We start from the raw sequence: 16,495 nt of genomic DNA on the forward strand, positions 1-16,495 counted from the left end.
GATCCGGGGCTCAACCCGCTTGCGAGGCCGCGGCGCTCGCGTCGGAGGCGTTCGGCGCCGTGGCGCCCGGTTCGCTGGCCGCGCCCGGGGCGCTGCCATGGTGCGGGGCACTCGCCGCGCCTGCGTGCGTGGCGGGCCTCGGCCCCGCGGGCTGGATCTTCGCGCCGTCGTTGAGGCGGTCGAGGCCGTCGGTCACGACATGCTGACCCTGCTGCAGGCCCGCCGAGATCACCGTGTAGCGGCCATCGCTCGGGCCGAGCGTGACCTTGTGGACCGACACCGTGTTGTCGGCGTTCACGAGGTACACGTAGTCGCCGGGCGCGCCGGTCTGCACGGCGGGCGTCGGCACGAGCACGGCGTTTTGCAGCGTGTCGACGAGCAGCCTCACGTTGACGAACTCGTTGGGAAAGAGCGCCTCGTTGTCGTTGGGCACGCTCGCGCGCAGCGTGACCGTACCGGTGGCCGTGGCCATCTGGTTGCTGAGCGCGAACAGCGTGCCGGTGGCGATCTGGCGGGTGTTGTCGCTGCTGAAGACGGTGATCGGCAGTTGCGCGCCGGCATTGACGCGCTCGAGCACGCTGCCGAGCGAGGTCTGCGGGATGGCGAACTGCACGGTGGTGGGCTTGATCGTCGTGATGACGGCAATGCCCGTGGAGCTGGACGAAGTCACGTAGTTGCCCGGGTCGACGAGCCGCAGGCCCACGCGCCCCGACACCGGCGCCGTGATGCGGCAATAGATCAGATCGAGCTCGAACAGCCTGACGTTCGCCTTGTCGGCCTGCACCGCGGCTTCATACTGCTTGACGAGGAACTGCTGGTCGCTGTAGGTCTGCGCGGCGATCGACTGCTTTGCGTTCAACTGCGTATACCGCGCGAGGTCGGCGCGCGCCTGCGCCAGCAGGGCCTGGTCCCTGGCGAGTTGCGCGAGCGCCTGCTCCTTGCTGATCTCGTACTGGCGCGGGTCGATCTGGGCGAGGAACTGCCCCTTCACGACGTCCTGGCCTTCCTTGTAGCCCACCTCGGTGAGATAGCCGCTGATTTGCGGCAGAACCGTGACAGTCGCGAGAGGCGTGACGGTGCCGAGCGCGTTGAGCGTCACGGGCATGGGGCCGAGCGTGGCGGCGGCCACGGTCACGACCTGGGGCGTAGCGCCGTGCTCCGTCTTCTTGTTGCGCATGATGTGCACGATTACGAGCACGATCAGCACGATCACGACGATGGCGAGAATGAGCGGGCCGAGGCGGCGGCGCTTCGGCGCCTGCGGGGGCGGTGCGGGCGGTGGTGGTGGCGGCGGGGGGGGCTGGGGCGCGGGTTGCGTCTGCGGGACGTCGCTCATGCCTGCCTCCAGGAGGTCGGACCGCCGCGCGAGGCGGTGCGGAGAAACGAAGTCGGCGCGCTCAACGGCTTGGCCGCCGCGAAATGCTGCCGGTGACTGTCGAGTTGCTGCATACGCATTCTCATGATTGTTATGCCGTCGAAGCCGTGCCCCGCCGTGCAGCGAAGGCCGAGACTCGCAGTCTAACCAACTCGTGCGCCAATTTCGAAACGTTAGTTATTTGTAAGGTTTTCGGGCGTTTACAGCGGGCGGGTTGGGTGAGCGGAGAGCATCGGCCGCGGTGTGCAATGCATCGCAGAAATGCTTGTTTGCGTGCGCGCCTCCGACTGTCTAGATTGGAAGAGGTCAACGCCTCGCAAGGAGTCCGCAATGTCGAAGCTGTCGATGCTGTCCGTGCCGGCGTGGTTCACGCGGCGCGGCCGGGCGAACCGGCCGCCGCCCACGCCACAAGCCGATGAGCCCGAACTGCGCGACGCGTCGCGCGAAACCGAGCAGCTCGAGCGAATCGCCACTTATGCACGGGCCGGTTACTTCAATATGGGCTATACGCCCGACATGTTTCCGCTAGTGGGCGATCTGCCGCCGCATTGAGCCGCGCCACGCGTCTACGCGCGCATTACTGCGCCGCGCTTTCCTGGGCGAAACCCGCTGGGCCGCCAAGGGTGCCGGCGGGCCGGAACTCGCTGGGCGGCACGCCCAGTTCGCGTCGGAACATGTCGCTGAAGCTGCTGGGCAGATAGCCCAGCATGCGCGCCACCGCGCTCACGGGCTCGCCCTCCGCGAGGCGCGACACCGCGAGTGCGAGCTGCACCTGGCGGCGCCACTCCGCAAACCCCATGCCAAGCTCGCGCGTGAAGAGTCGCGAGAGCGTGCGCACGCTCGCGCCCACCGATGCCGCGTGCTGTTCGAGGCCGATATCGGCCGACGGGTTGTCGATCACCGCGCGGCACAGCGTGGCGAGGCGGCGGTCGGACGCATCGGGCAGCGGGATGCGCAGCGTGGAGCGCGGCGCGTGGGCGAGTTCGAGCGACGCGAGGCGATAGGCTGCGTCGAGCCAGGCGTCGTCTTCGCGCGCGTGTTCCGCGAGGCCCGTGATGAGTTCGCGCAGCAGGCCGTTGACCTCGAACACTTCGCACCGCTCGCTCAGGTGCCGGCTGTCGCGCTCGTGCAGATAGAGATTACGCATCTCGACGGCGCTCAGCATGTGAATGGCGTGCTGCGTGCCGGGAGGCAGCCACACGGCGCGCTGCGGCGGCACGACGAGCGCTTCGCGCTCCACCTCGACCCACATCACGCCGGAGACGGCGTAGAGCACCTGCGCCCACGTATGCGTGTGCGGCTCGATCTGGAGGCCGCGCGGGTAGTGACGTGCGAGCGAACGGCCGCGCCCGGGCTCGTTGTCGAGTTCGGGCGGCGCGGCTTGGGGCATGGGGGGCTCCGGGGGAATCGCGGGGGGGGGGGGAGCGTTCCGCGACATTATCCGCTCTGCCTGGTCGTGGCCGCTTGTCTTCTGGCACCCGATTCGACGACGCGCCCTTCATCGACCTGATAGACGCGATCTGCCATTTCCAGCAACGCCTCACGATGCGTAATTGCGATGATCGTGGGAACGCGATGGCGTACCTGTTCCAGCACACGCGCCTCGCGGGACGGATCCTGTGAAGAGGTTGGCTCATCGAGGACGATGACTGAAGTGTGGCGCGCAAGTGCGCGACCCAGCGCGATACGTTGCCTTTCGCCGCCGGAAAGCGCTCGACCCTGTACGCCGACGATGACATCGAGCACGTTGCCGCCCGACTCGCCGGCGAGTCCTTGCAGTTCCAGCGCGCAGACCAGCGCCAGCAACTGTTCGTCGCAAGGCGGGTCAGCACAGCCGAAAGCAAGATTTTCACGGAGCGTTCCGCTGATGATCAGCGGATTTTGCGGAACGACAGCGACAGTCCGCGATATAGAAGCTGGAGAGAGTGTAGAAACGTCAACGCCATTCAACTCGACCCGCCCGCGTTCGGGGCGCACGAGGCCGAGCATCAGATTGACGAGTGTCGACTTTCCGTTTCCAGATGGTCCGATCAGGACGGTTACCTCGCCTCGATTCGCGATAAGGTTGGCTCCGCGAAAAATTGCTCGTGGTCCGAATGAAATATCGACACCCGACAAGGCATAAACGGGGTTCGCGTCAAGTGCAGTTGCGACCTCGACGCCACCCGGCTCGGGCGGCAGTGCAAGGATGCCGAGGCCTTCGTGCAAGGCAAGCTGACTTCTGCGCAGATCGGAAAGTGAAGCAGCGAGGCCCGTGAATGGCGCGGTCAGCGCCACGACATAACCGGTAATCATCACAAAATCGCCGATGCGGAAAACGCCGCGCGTGACCGATGTCGCCGCGACGATCGTGAAGATCGTCAGCACGAGTCCGGTGAAAAACGCTTGCGCTGCAAGCAGCAGCGCAAGCCGCGCATTGCCGTGCGAAATTTGCGCGACATAACGGGCAAGGATGCGGTCGAGTCCGGCTTCTTCGCGCTCATAGGCCTTGTTCAATTTGATATCCAGCATAAAGCCAAGCCGTTCCACCAGATGGCTGGAGAGAAGATTCGAGGCATCGAAAATCCGGGCGTGCGCGCCTTTCGTTTTCGCAGCGAGCCTCCACGTCGCCGCGAACAGCGCGCCGATTGCGCCGACGAACGCAGCAGCAAATGCGAGATTGGTCACACGCCAGAGAATCGATGCCGTGACAACGAGCTGGAAGAGCGCCGGCACGATTACCCAGAAGAGCGTAAATGTGATTGCACTGAAAGCGGTGCGGCTCCTGGCGATGACCGATACCATCGCGCCAGGATCGATCGTCGCGAGCCGGGCGTATTTGACGCGAATGAGATGCGCATAATAGGCTTTCTGAAACGCGGCGTCGGATCGGGCAAGCGTGGCGGATGAGAATATTGTTTTGATCCACTCTGAGACGCGTGCTGCGGTCCAGCACAGGCCGTAGACGCCCGCGAGCGTGACGGCTGCTCCCCCGAAACCAGGGGCGCGCTCGACCGAGAGCGCATTGGTGCTTTCTCGCAATAGCCACGGCACTGCACTTTCGAGAGCGACGACGGCGATCATGATCAGCGTAGCCGCAGCAAAGCGAGCGGGAAGTGCCTTGTCGTGGCTAACGGCAATCCGGTACGCAGCGATGTATTCGCGTACCAACTCCAATGGAAACGACATGCGGGCCTCTGCAGATTCAATGTTGTAGTTCAAGAATGAGTCGGATCCTGAAAATTCGATCTCTCTTATTTTGATGTTGGGGCATGCGCTTTGAAACAGATTCACGATCGGTCATTGACGCACCTCGATTGTTGATCGCGTAGTCCGCTTTCTGAAGAAGCGAAGATTGTCGTCAGGCCGCGCGTTGTCCGACGCATTCTTTGCGCACCTGCGGCACGCGCGGGTAAGATAGGGCGACCTACCGCGCCACGCTGCCCGCTTTCGCTCCCATGAACGCAACCGATCCCGCACTGCAAGACGAAGCCCCGCTCGGCCTCTACTCCCGCGGCGCCGGCCGGGCGAGCGAATGGTGGCGCGTCTCGCCTTCAGAACGCGCGCACATGTACCGCATCGAGCATGGCCAGGGCGAGGACGGTGAAGTCGACATCGACACCGAAATCGATCTCGACAATCTCGAAGCGAAGCTGCTCAAGTGGCGCCGCGAGGGCTTCGTCTCCGAAGCGCAGCGCGCCGACGAAGCGCGAGCCACACAGGCGGGCAGCACATTTTCCGCAGCCTTGCAGCGCGCCGTCGAAACGGCGCGCGAGGACAAAGCCGCTCGAGCCAGGCCGCAAACCCACACGCCCACCGTACGCATCGGCACCGTAGATCTACCGCGCAGCGAACCAAACGCGCTGGTGCCACGCGTGAACGCAGCCTACCTTTTCACAGAACGCGGCGACGATATCGTTCAGGACATCGTAGAAAATCGCCGCGTCATGCTGATCGGCCATACGGGCTCGGGCAAGACGAGCTTCATCGAGCAGGTGGCGGCGCGCGCGGACTATGGCGTGCTGCGCGCGAACATGAACGGCCAGACCACCATCGGCGACTTCGTGGGCTTCTGGACCGTGATGGGCGGTGAGACGATCTGGGTAGATGGCGTGCTGCCCGTGGCGATGCGCGAGGGCTACTGGCTCATCATCGACGAACTCGACTTTGCCGAGCCGTCCATTCTGGCTGTGCTCACCGCCGTGCTGGAACCGAACGGCCGCCTTCTGCTCAAGGAGCGCGGCAACGAAATCGTCGAGCCGCATCCGTCGTTCCGCCTCTTCGCCACCGCGAACGCCGCGGGCGCGATGAGCGCGTACCGCCATCTGTACCAGGGCGCGAACCTGCTCAACGAGGCGTTTCTCGACCGCTGGCGCGTCTACCTGATCGACTATCTCTCACTTGAAGAGGAAACCGAAGTATTGCTGCGCACGCTGCCCGTGCTCACGCGGCCGCTCGCGCGCACACTCGCCGCCATCGCCGCCGACTGCCGGGCCGCGTTCGCCCGCGAGGATCTCGCGAGCGCGTTCTCCACGCGTCGCCTGATCGACTGGGCCGAACTCATGCTGCGCACGGGCGATGTCGAGCGCGCGGCGGGGCCGGCGATCTACGCGAAGGTGAGCGCGGACGATGCGGCGCTCATCCGCAGCGTCATCCGGCATCACGTGATCTTCGACGCGTGAGCGTGGAGGCCCTGTGGCCAGCTTGCAGGACCAAACAGAACGATTGACGGCGAGCGCCGATCCCGCGGGCGCGCTCGGCCGCCTCGCGCGGGTGCTGACCGGCGACTCGCGCGTGAGCGTGACGTTCGGCGCGGGCGAGCCGCGCATTGAAGGCGAACGCTTCGTACTGCCCGCGCGCCTCGCGAATGATGGTGCGAATGAAGCCCCGCTGCTCGGCGCGCTCGATTTGCTGGCGGCGCGCCATCGCTACAGCGAAGCGGCGCGTCTCGACACGCCGCAAGCCGGCGTGACGGGGCGCGTTGCGCAGGCGATCGAAGACCGTCGCGTGCTTGCGCAACTCGCGCGGGCATTCCCTGGCGCGCAACGCTACGCACAAAGCTGGCGTATGCAGCGCAGTGAGGCAGTCGCACGACGCTGGTCGAAACTGGCGTGGCGCGAGTGCCTTGCCTGGGCGATCGAACGCACGCTGTGGGACGAAGCGCCGGGCGTGCTCGAGCGCGATGCCGCGGCGCTGGCCGCCGCGCTGCGTGCGATCGACGCTCCACTCGGCGCGGCCCGCGCGAGCCAGTCGACACGCGCCAGCGTGAGTGCCGCCGTGGCGATCGTGGCGGGGGTGCGCTCGCTCGCGTCACGTGGCGCGAACAACATGATGCAGACGGCGGCCCTGTCCGAAGGGCTCGACGACGAATCGGCGCGACTCGCGCAGGCAATGGACGCATTCGGCGAAGACGACGACATCGAACCACCGGGCGCCGCCGCGCAGCCCGATGACGCCGGCGAAGGCGAAGGCGACGACGGCGCTGCGGCACGCGCGAGCGCCGAGTCCGATTCCGCCGCCGACGCAGCGCTTTCCGAACCGGATGCGCCGCGCGCCGCCACGAATCGCAGCCCGGAGCCCGGGCGGCCACGTCTGTCGATCCCGCTGACCACGGCCTACGACACCGTTTCCGATCTCACGGGCCGCGGCGACGCCACCGCCTGGCGCAAGCTGCGCGCCCTGGCACGCGCGGAGACCGGTGCGCTCAAGGCCCAGCTCGAGCGCGTGCTCAAGGCCGACGAACTCACGCACTGGAAGCGCGAGCAGGAGCGCGGCGAGATCGACCGCGCGGCGCTCGCGCGTCTCGCCGCTTCGCGCGTCTCGCCGCTTCGCGCGGCTACCGCACGCCGTTTCGCGTGGCGCGTCATGCGAGCGGGCGCGACACGGTCGTCACGCTGCTGCTCGACCTGAGTGGCTCGATGGCGGGCCGCAAGATCGAGCTGGCGCGCCTGTGCGCGGCGGCGCTCGCCGACGCGCTCACGCAGCTCGCCTTCGATTCGGAAGTGCTCGGCTACAGTTCGATCGAAGAACCGGAAATGCGCGCGCGCTACGAGCGCGAGCGCGCCGCCGGCGCCGATCTGCGGGCCTATAACCGCTTCGTCGAGCGGCTGGATCTGCGCGTGTTCAAGCGCTTCGACTCGCGCGACCTGAGCGGGCTCGCGGCCATCGAGTGCGGCCACGAGAACCCCGACGGCGAAGCGCTCGCCTGGGCGGCGGCGCGGCTCGCGCAGCGCAGGGCGCGCCGGCGGCTGCTGTTCGTCCTCTCGGACGGCTATCCTTCGACGAGCGACGGCGACCCGGCGGTGTTGCGCAGCGACCTGCTCGCGCGCGTGCAGGCGGTCAGGGAGCAGGGCATCGAGCTGGTCGGCATCGGCATCCTGGACGACGCCGTCGAGGCGTTTTATCCGCATGCCGTGGTCGTGCGCAAGCTCCACGAGCTGCCGGTCACCGCGTTTGCGACGTTGAGCCGCCTGCTCGCGGGCCGGTCGCACTGAAACCGGGCGGGCAACGGTAGCGGCAGGGGCAGCGGCGCTTTCCTTGCCGGACCGGGCGCATTGCGCTAACTTGAGCGGGCAGGCGTTGCGCCGCCTGCCAATCCATCCACTGACGAATAGATACAGGTCATGCCAGGCCGCGATTACCGACCCGTGGATTACGACCGCCTCTACTACCGGCTCGATCTGGAGCCGGGGGCGAGCGAGGCCGACATCAAGCATCACTATCGCCATCTCGCGCAGATCCTGCATCCCGACAAATGGCGGCACCCCACGGCCGCCTCGATGCGCTGGGCCGACGACCAGTTCAAGCGCGTCAAGGAGGCGCGCGAGCTGCTCGAGGCGTACTGGTCCGTGCATCATGCGCCGCCGGTGAGCCGCTCCGCGCTGAGCGTCGCGCAGGCCGACGAACTGCACGCGCAGATGCAGGCGCTGCTGGCGCAGCGTGAACGCGTGCGCGCCGAGCTGGACGGGCTGCGCGCCGAGCGCACGCGTACCCTCGACGAGCTCCAGCGCATGCGGACCGAACGCGACTCGCTGCATGGCGAACTCACGGGGCTGCGCGGCGAAGCGGATGCCGCGCAGCGAGGCGAGCCCGAGGGCGCAACCGCGCCCGAAACCGATGCCGTGCACGCGCGTTCAGGCGGCGTGCGCGATTTCCTGTTTGCGAAATTCGACGACCCGTCGCGGGGCTGGCTGCTGACGCTTTCCGCAAGCGTGTTCGCGTGCATCGTGATCTTCGTTGCCGCGCACTGGATCGCGGGCTTGCTGCTCGCGCCCATTGCGCGCTTCGAGGTGGGCCGCTGGCTCACGCACATTCTGCAGTGGGCGCTCGTGGCGGGCGGCGTGGTGCTCACGTTCGGCTGGGGCTGGTCGCAGCGCACGCTGTATCGCGCCGGGCGTGCGGGGCGCGAGCACGCCGTGGCGTTGCCCGCCGATGAAACGCGCCTGCGCGTGAGCGCGGCGCTGCGTCACGAGGCGCACTACGGAGCGGAGTGGAGCATCGAATCGTACGAGGCCGCACCCGACGATACGCAATTCGCGCTGCGTGCGGTCATGCGCTTCTCGCCTGGTTCGCAAACCGCCACGCGGCGCCACATGGTGGCGTTCCGCTGCCGGGCGCACACGACCGGCGCCGCGCAGACGGCGCTCGCATACGACTTCTCCGTGGCGGCGCCCACATGGTGGCTGGTTCCCGCCGCGCGCGTGGTGCGCGACCTGCGCAAGCGGCTCGACGCCGATCTCGGCGCGCCGCGCTGAAGCGACATCGCTTTCAATCGACGACGAAGAGCCTCGCGCCCGTGCGCGTGTACGACTGGTGTGCCTCGGCGTTGTCGCCCACCTGATAGCTCATGCCGGGCGTGAGGACGAACTTGCGCCCATCGTCGAGCGTGGTTTCGAGTTCGCCTTCGAGGCAGAACAGAATGTGCCCCTTCTTGCACCAGTGATCCGCGAGGTAGCCCGGCGAATACTCGACCATGCGCACGCGGATCGGGTCGGCCTCGTCGCCGAAAAAACGCGTGCGCCAGGTGGCCATGCCCGTTTCCCCTTTGTGTTGCGTGGGCTCGACGCTGGACCAGTCGGTGGTGCCGAAGCGAAATGCATCCATTCTCATGCGGTTTTCTCCTTGTGCGTGACGTCAGAGTGTAGCGGAGCGCGCTCACGCATCGTCGTCGTCCGCCACGCGTTCCTGTTCGTCCACTCGCTTCATGTTATCGAGCAGCTTCAGCAGATAGTGCAGCGCGTGCGTCATGTCGTCCGACGAAAAATTGTCCAGCACGGCTTCGTAGTACGCCTCGATTTTCGGCGTGGCCTGCGCCACCCATAGCTTGCGGCCCGGCCCGGTCATGCAGACGAGGCGCGAGCGGCGATCGCGCGCGTCCGCCTGGGTGCTCACGTGGCCATCGCGTTCCATCCGGCTGATCAGACCCGAGAGATTCTGGCGGCTCACCATCAGATAGCGCGCGAGGTCGCCCACGCTCATGCCCGGCTGGGCTTCCGGGCGCGAGAGCGCGCCGAGCACGGCCCATTGCTGCGTGGTCAAACCCTCGGCCTCCACGGCGCGCGTGCCCGTTTTATGCAACATGTTTGCGCATTGGTAGAGCCGGAAGAACAGCCGGTTGGCAAGATCGAAGCGGCTTGAATCCTGAATTTTTGGTGTTTTTGGCAAGGGTTTCTCCTGGTGCTTCCACGCTTGTCTTCGATCTGAGTGTTACCTAGTATACGTCAACATATTGACGTAATTCGAAGCGAGACCCAAAGATGGGGACAGCATCGAAGGCGTCTATGGTACTGCTCAACCGAATGGAGGATCGCGGTGCGAAAACTCGAAGGCAAGACAGTCGTGGTGACGGGCGGTGGCGGCGGCATCGGCGGGGCGACCTGCCGGCGCTTCGCGGCCGAGGGCGCGCGCGTGGCGGTGCTGGATCTGTCGCTCGACGCGGCGCTGAAGGTGGCCGAGGAGATTCACGAAAAGGGCGGCCAGGCGTTGGCGCTGCGTTGCGACATCACGAATCGCGCCGAGGTGGAAACGGCGCTCGAGCAGGCGCAAGCGCAGCTCGGCCCCGTGGATGTGCTCGTGAACAATGCGGGCTGGGACGTTTTCCGCCCGTTCACGAAGACCGAACCGGCGCAGTGGGACAAGCTCATCGCCATCAATCTCACGGGCGCGCTGCACATGCATCACGCGGTGCTGCCCGGCATGGTCGAGCGCAAGCGCGGTCGCATCATCAACATCGCCTCGGACGCCGCGCGTGTGGGCTCGTCGGGCGAAGCGGTCTACGCGGCGTGCAAGGGCGGCCTCGTGGCGTTTTCGAAAACCATTGCGCGTGAACATGCGCGCCACGGCATCACCGTGAACGTGGTGTGTCCGGGCCCGACCGACACTGCGCTCTTCGCCGAATACAAGGAAGGCGCGGGCAACCCCGAAAAGCTGCTGGAAGCGTTCCAGCGTTCCATTCCGCTCGGCCGCATCGGGCAGCCCGACGATCTGCCCGGCGCGATCGTGTTCTTCGCGAGCGACGACGCGAACTACATCACGGGCCAGGTGCTGAGCGTATCGGGCGGCCTGACCATGGCGGGCTAACGGCGACGAACACGCGCTCTATCGACTACGCAACATCAAAGGCATCGATCATGAACTACGAAGACATTCTCTACGAAGTGCGCAACGGCGCGGCATGGATCACCATCAACCGGCCCGACAAGATGAACGCGTTTCGCGGCCGCACCTGCGATGAGCTGATTCACGCGATCAACAAGGCGGGCTACGACCGCGAGATCGGCGCGATCGTGCTTGCGGGCGCGGGCGACAAGGCGTTCTGCACGGGCGGCGACCAATCCGCGCACGCGGGACAGTACGACGGACGCGGCACGATCGGCCTGCCGATGGAAGAGCTGCACACCGCGATCCGCGACGTGCCTAAACCCGTGATCGCGCGCGTGCAAGGCTATGCGGTGGGCGGCGGCAACGTGCTGTGCACGATCTGCGATTTCACCATCGCATCGGAAAAGGCCGTGTTCGCGCAGGCGGGCCCGAAGGTCGGCTCGGTCGATCCGGGCTACGGCACGGCGTTTCTCGCGCGCGTGGTCGGCGAAAAGAAGGCGCGTGAAATCTGGTATCTGTGCCGCCGCTATCCGGCTGCCGAAGCGCTGGCCATGGGCCTCGTGAACGCCGTGGTGCCGCACGATCAACTCGACGCGGAAGTGCAGAAGTGGTGTGACGAGATCATGGAAAAGAGCCCCACGGCCATTGCGATCGCCAAGCGCTCGTTCAATATGGACACCGCGCATCAGGCGGGCATTGCCGGCATGGGCATGTATGCGCTCAAGCTCTACTACGACACGGAAGAATCGCGCGAGGGCGTGCGCGCGTTCCAGGAGAAGCGCAAACCCGAGTTCCGCAAGTACGCCAAATGAAGGCGTCTCCCTGACGATCAGGATGACGAATGAATAGAGCAGGTCGCTTCAAGGAGACACCATGAATCCGTATATCGACGAAGACCTCGCCGCGCTCGGCGAGCACGCGCGGCGCTTTGCACAAGGGCGCGCCGCGCCAGGCTTCATCGAGCGAGACACCACACGCGTGCTCGATCGCGGCCTCATGCGCGAAATGGGCGAGATGGGCTTCATCGCGCCGGAATTGCCGGAGCAGTACGGCGGCCAGGGCCTGGGCTGCCTGGCCGCGGGGGTGATCCACGAGGAGATTGCGCGTGCGGACCTGAGCCTCTCGTACATCAACCTGCTTGCCTCGCTCAACGGGCAGATCCTCGCCAAGCACGCGGCGCCCGAGATTGCGCGCCCGTGGCTCGAACGCCTCACGCAGGGCCGCGCGCTGCTCGCCATCGCGCTCACAGAACCGCGCGGCGGTTCGGATGCCGCGAACCTGCGGCTGAAAATGGAGCGCGTGGGCGACCACTACGTCCTCAACGGCGAGAAAACCTCGATTTCGGCCGCCGATCAGGCCGACGCCGCCGTGGTGTTCGCGCGCACCGGCAGCGTGGCAGATGGCGCGCGCGGCGTCTCGGCCATCCTCGTGCCGATGGACCTGCCGGGCGTGACGCGCAATCGCTTCGACTGCCACGGGCAGCGCGCGATCGGGCGCGGTTCGATCTTCTTCGAGAACGTGCGCGTGCCGGTGGACCACCTGCTGGGCGACGAGGGCAAGGGCTTCGTTCAGGTGATGCAGGGCTTCGACTTTTCGCGCGCGTTGATCGGCCTGCAGGTGCTCGCCGTGGCGAGCGTGAGCCTCGAAGAAACGTGGGAGTACGTCGCCCAGCGCGAAGCCTTCGGCAAGCCGCTCTCTGCGTTTCAGGGCGTGTCGCATCCGCTCGCCGAATACGCCACCCAGGTGGAGGCGGCGCGCCTGCTGTGCCTGCAAACGCTGTGGCTCAAGGACCGTGGACTGCCGCATACGGCCGAAGCGGCCATGTGCAAGTGGTGGGGGCCGAAGCTCGCCTACGACGTGGTGCACCAATGCCTGCTTTCGTTCGGGCACGGCGGCTACGACCGCGGCCCGCTCGAACAGCGCCTGCGCGACGTGCTCGGCTTCCAGATCGGCGACGGCACGGCCCAGATCATGAAGACCATCATCGCGCGCTCGAACGCGGGCCGCGACGCGGTGCCGGCATGATGCGCGCCGCCAGCGACGTTTCCTGCAACGCCACGGGAGGCTGCACATGGAGTTCGACGCGGTACTGATCGGGCCGCGCCGCGCGCGCGAGGACGCAAGGCGCTGGTGGCCCGGGCGCGCCATCAACGACGAGCTGGACGCCTGCGTGGCCGAATGTCCGGCGAAGATCGCGCTCACGGCGGTACGCATCGAGGAAGGCGGGACCACGCGCTTCACCTACGCGCAGATGGCGCGCATGGCGGACCGCATCGCCGTGGGCCTGGCCAGGCTCGGCGTCGCAAAGGGCGACGTGGTCTCGATGCAACTGCCGAACGGCTGGCAGTTCACGTTGCTCTATCTCGCGTGCTCGCGCATCGGTGCGGTGCTCAATCCCCTCATGCCGATCTTTCGCGAGCGCGAGTTGTCGTTCATGCTCAACCATGGCGGCAGCAAGGTGATGATCGTGCCGCAGCGCTATCGAGGCTTCGACTACGAGGCCATGTTGCGCGCGCTGCGGCCTGAACTCCCCGCCTTGCAGCACGTGGTGGTCGTGGGCGCAACCGACGCAGGCGAGCCGGCGCGCAACAGTTTCGAAGCGCTCCTGAGCGGCCCGCGCTGGGAAGAGGCGAGTGACGCCGAAGCCATCCTCACGCGCAATCGCCCAGGCCCCGACGACGTGACGCAGCTGCTCTACACCTCCGGCACCACGGGCGAGCCCAAGGGCGTGATGCACACGTCCAACACGCTGTTTTCGAACATCTTCCCGTATGCGCAGGCCATGCGTCTGGGCCGCGACGACGTCGTGCTGATGGCCTCGCCGATGGCGCATCAAACCGGCTTCATGTATGGCCTCATGATGCCCATTGCATTGCGGGCGAGCGCCGTCCTGCAGGACGTATGGCAGCCCGAGGCGGCGCTGGCACTAATCGCACAGGAACGCGCGACGTTCACGATGGCGTCCACGGCGTTCCTCGGTGATCTCGCCAACGCGGCCGTCGAGACGGGCACGCGCGTGCCGACGCTGCGCACGTTCTTGTGCGCGGGCGCGCCCATTCCCGGCGCACTGGTCGATCGCGCACGCCTGGCGCTGGGGGCGAAGATCGTCTCCGCGTGGGGCATGACGGAGCTGGGCGCGGTGACGCTCACGCATCTGGACGACGATGACGAACGCGCCTCCACGACCGATGGCGCGCCGCTGCCGGGCGTGCAAGTGAAGGTGGTCGACGAGAACGATCACGCGCTGCCGCCGAACGTAGCGGGCCGGCTCTTCGTGCGCTCCTGCTCGGGTTTCGGCGGCTACCTCAAGCGCGCGCATCTCAACGCGACCGATGCGCAAGGCTGGTTCGACACGGGCGACCTCGCGATCGTCGACGCGCGCGGCTACATCCGCATCAGCGGCCGCAGCAAGGACGTGATCATCCGCGGTGGCGAGAATATTCCCGTGGTGGAGATCGAATCGCTGCTCTACCGGCATCCCGCCGTGGCACAGGTGGCGATCGTCGCGTACGCGGACGAGCGGCTGGGCGAGCGCGCCTGCGCCGTGGTGGTGGCGAGGCCCGGCGAGGCGGTCGATCTGCCTTCGCTCGTCGGCTTTCTCAAGTCGCACAAGGTTGCCGTGCAGTACCTGCCCGAACGGCTCTGGCTGCTCGACGCCATGCCGACCACGCCCGCAGGCAAGGTGCAGAAGTTCCGTTTGCGCGACATGCTGCGTGAAGCCGATGTCAGAGAAGCCGCCGGAACATCCAGTAAAGACCGGCAGCAAGCGCAATCGAAGCAGGCAACGTGAGCACCCACGCGAGCACGAGGTTGCGCACGGTCGCCCACTGCAGGCCCGAGCCGTTCGCGGCCATCGTGCCGGCCACGCCCGAAGCGAGCACGTGCGTGGTCGACACCGGCAGGCCGTAGACATCGGCCATGCCGATCGTGATCATGGCGACCGCTTCGGCCGAGGCGCCCTGACCGTAGGTGAGATGCTGCTTGCCGATCTTTTCGCCCACCGTCACGACGATGCGCTTCCAGCCCACCATCGTGCCGAGACCGAGCGCGAGCGCCACGGCCACCTTCACCCAGGTCGGAATGAACTTGGTCGAGTGGTCCATCTGCTTGCGGAAGGTGTCGAGCACTTTAACGTCAGCGGGAGACATCTCCGGTGCCTTCGCCTTCTGCATCAGGCGGATCGCTTCGCTCGCCACATACATGTCGTTGCGCACGTTGTCGACGATCGCGTCGGGCACCGTCGCCATCGAGCCGGACAAGGCGACCTGGTCGGCGATCGTGTCGGTGAGCCGGCGCAGCGCGGGCAGCGTGGCGGGCGTGAGCTGGCGTGTGCGCACGAATGCCTCGACCTCGGCGCGCGCGTTGTCGGGCGGCGCGCCGTGCGCGTATCGGCCGAGCGTTGCGGACGCCTCGCGCGCCACGACCACGAACGCCGTGGTTTGCTCGGGCGTGACGGCCTTGTTGAGCGCATAGGCGGTCGGCACGACGCCGATCAGGATCAGCATGATGAGGCCCATGCCCTTCTGGCCGTCGTTCGAGCCGTGGGCGAACGAAACGCCGGTGCAGGTGAGGATGAGCAGGATGCGGATCCAGAGCGGCGGCGCCTGGTTGGCTTTGGGCTCGGCATAGAGCGCGGGCACGCGCACGAGCAGCTTGAGCACGAGGAGCAGCAACCCGGCCATGACGAAGCCGACCACGGGCGAGAACAGCAGCGCCTTGCCCACGCCCGCCGCCTGGTCCCAGTCCACGCCGCTCGTGCCCGAAGGCCCGCTGATGAACTGGTTCATGATCCCCACGCCGATGATCGAGCCCACGAGCGTATGCGAACTGGATGACGGCAAGCCCAAATACCAGGTGCCGAGGTTCCAGACGATCGCGGCGAGCAGGAGGGCGAACACCATGGCGAAGCCGGCGCCGCTGCCCACCTGGAGGATGAGTTCCACCGGCAGCAGCTGCAGGATGCCGAACGCGACCGCGCCGCTGGAGACGAGCACGCCGATGAAATTCCACGCGCCCGACCACGCCACGGCGAGATGCGGATCGAGTGAGTTCGTGTAGATGACAGTAGCGACGGCGTTGGCGGTGTCGTGAAAGCCGTTCACGAACTCGAAGCCGAGCGCGATGAGGAGCGCAAGCCCGAGCAGGATGAAGGGCAGCGCCGAGCTTTCGCTTACGGCGCGCAAATCAACGACGAGATGATCGATTACGTAAATCGCCCCGGCCGCGATGATGGCGAGAAATAGGGCGATGCCAATACCGCGGCGGCGTGCGCTCGGCGCGCGGTAGGGGGACAAGGGTATGTCCGGCATGAAAGCGTGGTGGCTCTGATCAATCCGCTTGGGGAAGCGCCTCGGCGCAGCGTATGCGGGTTCGCAAACGTGCGTGGCGCGGTGCCGCGTCGGCACGCTGAAAGCGCGATGCGGACGAGACGACGCAGTGTCGCACAATTGACAGAAATCAGACACGGACGTGACGCCGCACCGATCCGCGCGCGGACGCGCTTTTGTGACTTTTCACAATCACCTTATCTGCTTTCCCAGT

Annotated in this window: 15 protein-coding genes; 9 read left to right on the forward strand and 6 right to left on the reverse strand. The window is 66.5% G+C overall.

What is annotated here, in order from left to right; genetic code table 11:
• Window positions 1-10 precede the first annotated feature (10 nt).
• Window positions 11-1,336 carry an efflux RND transporter periplasmic adaptor subunit gene (locus AB4Y42_RS13445; RefSeq protein WP_368694457.1) on the reverse strand — a complete coding sequence of 442 codons (1,326 nt, stop codon included), beginning with the start codon at window positions 1,334-1,336 and terminating at the stop codon, window positions 11-13.
• A gap of 369 nt (window positions 1,337-1,705) precedes the next feature.
• On the opposite strand from AB4Y42_RS13445, the gene AB4Y42_RS13450 reads away from it, so the two are divergent.
• Entirely contained in the window at window positions 1,706-1,927 is a 222-nt protein-coding gene (locus tag AB4Y42_RS13450; RefSeq protein ID WP_368690558.1) for a hypothetical protein, read from the forward strand.
• A 25-nt stretch (window positions 1,928-1,952) separates the two neighbouring features.
• Here the strand turns inward: AB4Y42_RS13450 and AB4Y42_RS13455 are convergent, their stop codons facing one another.
• Both AB4Y42_RS13455 and AB4Y42_RS13460 read right to left on the reverse strand, forming a co-directional pair.
• Entirely contained in the window at window positions 1,953-2,765 is an 813-nt protein-coding gene (locus AB4Y42_RS13455; RefSeq protein WP_368694458.1) for a helix-turn-helix transcriptional regulator, read from the reverse strand.
• A gap of 47 nt (window positions 2,766-2,812) precedes the next feature.
• Window positions 2,813-4,576, reverse strand: coding sequence for an ATP-binding cassette domain-containing protein (locus tag AB4Y42_RS13460; RefSeq protein ID WP_368694459.1), 1,764 nt, complete (start codon window positions 4,574-4,576; stop codon window positions 2,813-2,815).
• A gap of 236 nt (window positions 4,577-4,812) precedes the next feature.
• On the opposite strand from AB4Y42_RS13460, the gene AB4Y42_RS13465 reads away from it, so the two are divergent.
• From AB4Y42_RS13465 to AB4Y42_RS13480, 4 genes are all read left to right on the forward strand, one after another.
• Window positions 4,813-6,036: an AAA family ATPase gene (locus AB4Y42_RS13465; protein ID WP_368694460.1), complete on the forward strand. Its 1,224-nt coding sequence runs from the start codon at window positions 4,813-4,815 to the stop codon at window positions 6,034-6,036.
• Window positions 6,037-6,049: 13 nt separating this feature from the next.
• Complete coding sequence (locus AB4Y42_RS13470; RefSeq protein WP_368694461.1) at window positions 6,050-7,264, forward strand: hypothetical protein; 1,215 nt, start codon at window positions 6,050-6,052, stop codon at window positions 7,262-7,264.
• On the forward strand, window positions 7,210-7,848 hold the full coding sequence (locus AB4Y42_RS13475) for a hypothetical protein (protein WP_368694462.1): 639 nt from the start codon (window positions 7,210-7,212) through the stop codon (window positions 7,846-7,848). The genes AB4Y42_RS13470 and AB4Y42_RS13475 overlap by 55 nt, the downstream gene beginning before the upstream one ends.
• Before the next feature lie 129 nt (window positions 7,849-7,977).
• A complete protein-coding gene (locus tag AB4Y42_RS13480) occupies window positions 7,978-9,108 on the forward strand; it encodes a DnaJ domain-containing protein (protein WP_368694463.1) in 1,131 nt (376 codons plus the stop codon).
• 13 nt (window positions 9,109-9,121) lie between these two features.
• On the opposite strand, the gene AB4Y42_RS13485 is transcribed toward AB4Y42_RS13480, so the two are convergent.
• Entirely contained in the window at window positions 9,122-9,463 is a 342-nt protein-coding gene (locus AB4Y42_RS13485) for a DHCW motif cupin fold protein (protein ID WP_368694464.1), read from the reverse strand.
• 45 nt (window positions 9,464-9,508) lie between these two features.
• Window positions 9,509-9,934: a MarR family transcriptional regulator gene (locus AB4Y42_RS13490; RefSeq protein WP_368690552.1), complete on the reverse strand. Its 426-nt coding sequence runs from the start codon at window positions 9,932-9,934 to the stop codon at window positions 9,509-9,511.
• Window positions 9,935-10,165: 231 nt separating this feature from the next.
• Here AB4Y42_RS13490 and badH point away from each other — a divergent pair, with 231 nt between their 5' ends.
• The 4 genes from badH to aliA all read left to right on the forward strand — a co-directional run bounded on the left by badH (window position 10,166) and on the right by aliA (window position 14,744).
• The gene (badH, locus tag AB4Y42_RS13495) at window positions 10,166-10,933 is read left to right on the forward strand and encodes a 2-hydroxycyclohexanecarboxyl-CoA dehydrogenase (protein WP_368694465.1); all 768 of its coding nucleotides are present in this window, start codon (window positions 10,166-10,168) and stop codon (window positions 10,931-10,933) included.
• 50 nt (window positions 10,934-10,983) lie between these two features.
• Complete coding sequence (badI, locus tag AB4Y42_RS13500) at window positions 10,984-11,766, forward strand: 2-ketocyclohexanecarboxyl-CoA hydrolase (protein ID WP_233888679.1); 783 nt, start codon at window positions 10,984-10,986, stop codon at window positions 11,764-11,766.
• A 61-nt stretch (window positions 11,767-11,827) separates the two neighbouring features.
• Window positions 11,828-12,979, forward strand: coding sequence for a cyclohexanecarboxyl-CoA dehydrogenase (gene aliB / locus AB4Y42_RS13505; protein ID WP_368690550.1), 1,152 nt, complete (start codon window positions 11,828-11,830; stop codon window positions 12,977-12,979).
• Between the two features lie 46 nt (window positions 12,980-13,025).
• Window positions 13,026-14,744, forward strand: a complete 1,719-nt coding sequence (gene aliA / locus AB4Y42_RS13510) for a cyclohexanecarboxylate-CoA ligase (RefSeq protein ID WP_368694466.1) — start codon at window positions 13,026-13,028, stop codon at window positions 14,742-14,744.
• Here aliA and AB4Y42_RS13515 read toward each other — a convergent pair.
• Window positions 14,680-16,263, reverse strand: coding sequence for an inorganic phosphate transporter (locus AB4Y42_RS13515; RefSeq protein ID WP_368694467.1), 1,584 nt, complete (start codon window positions 16,261-16,263; stop codon window positions 14,680-14,682). The two genes, aliA and AB4Y42_RS13515, sit on opposite strands and share 65 nt — an antisense overlap.
• Window positions 16,264-16,495 lie beyond the last annotated feature (232 nt).

Origin of the sequence: Paraburkholderia sp. EG286B, assembly GCF_040965655.1 — a bacterium.
In the GTDB taxonomy this organism is placed as follows: Bacteria; Pseudomonadota; Gammaproteobacteria; order Burkholderiales; family Burkholderiaceae; genus Paraburkholderia.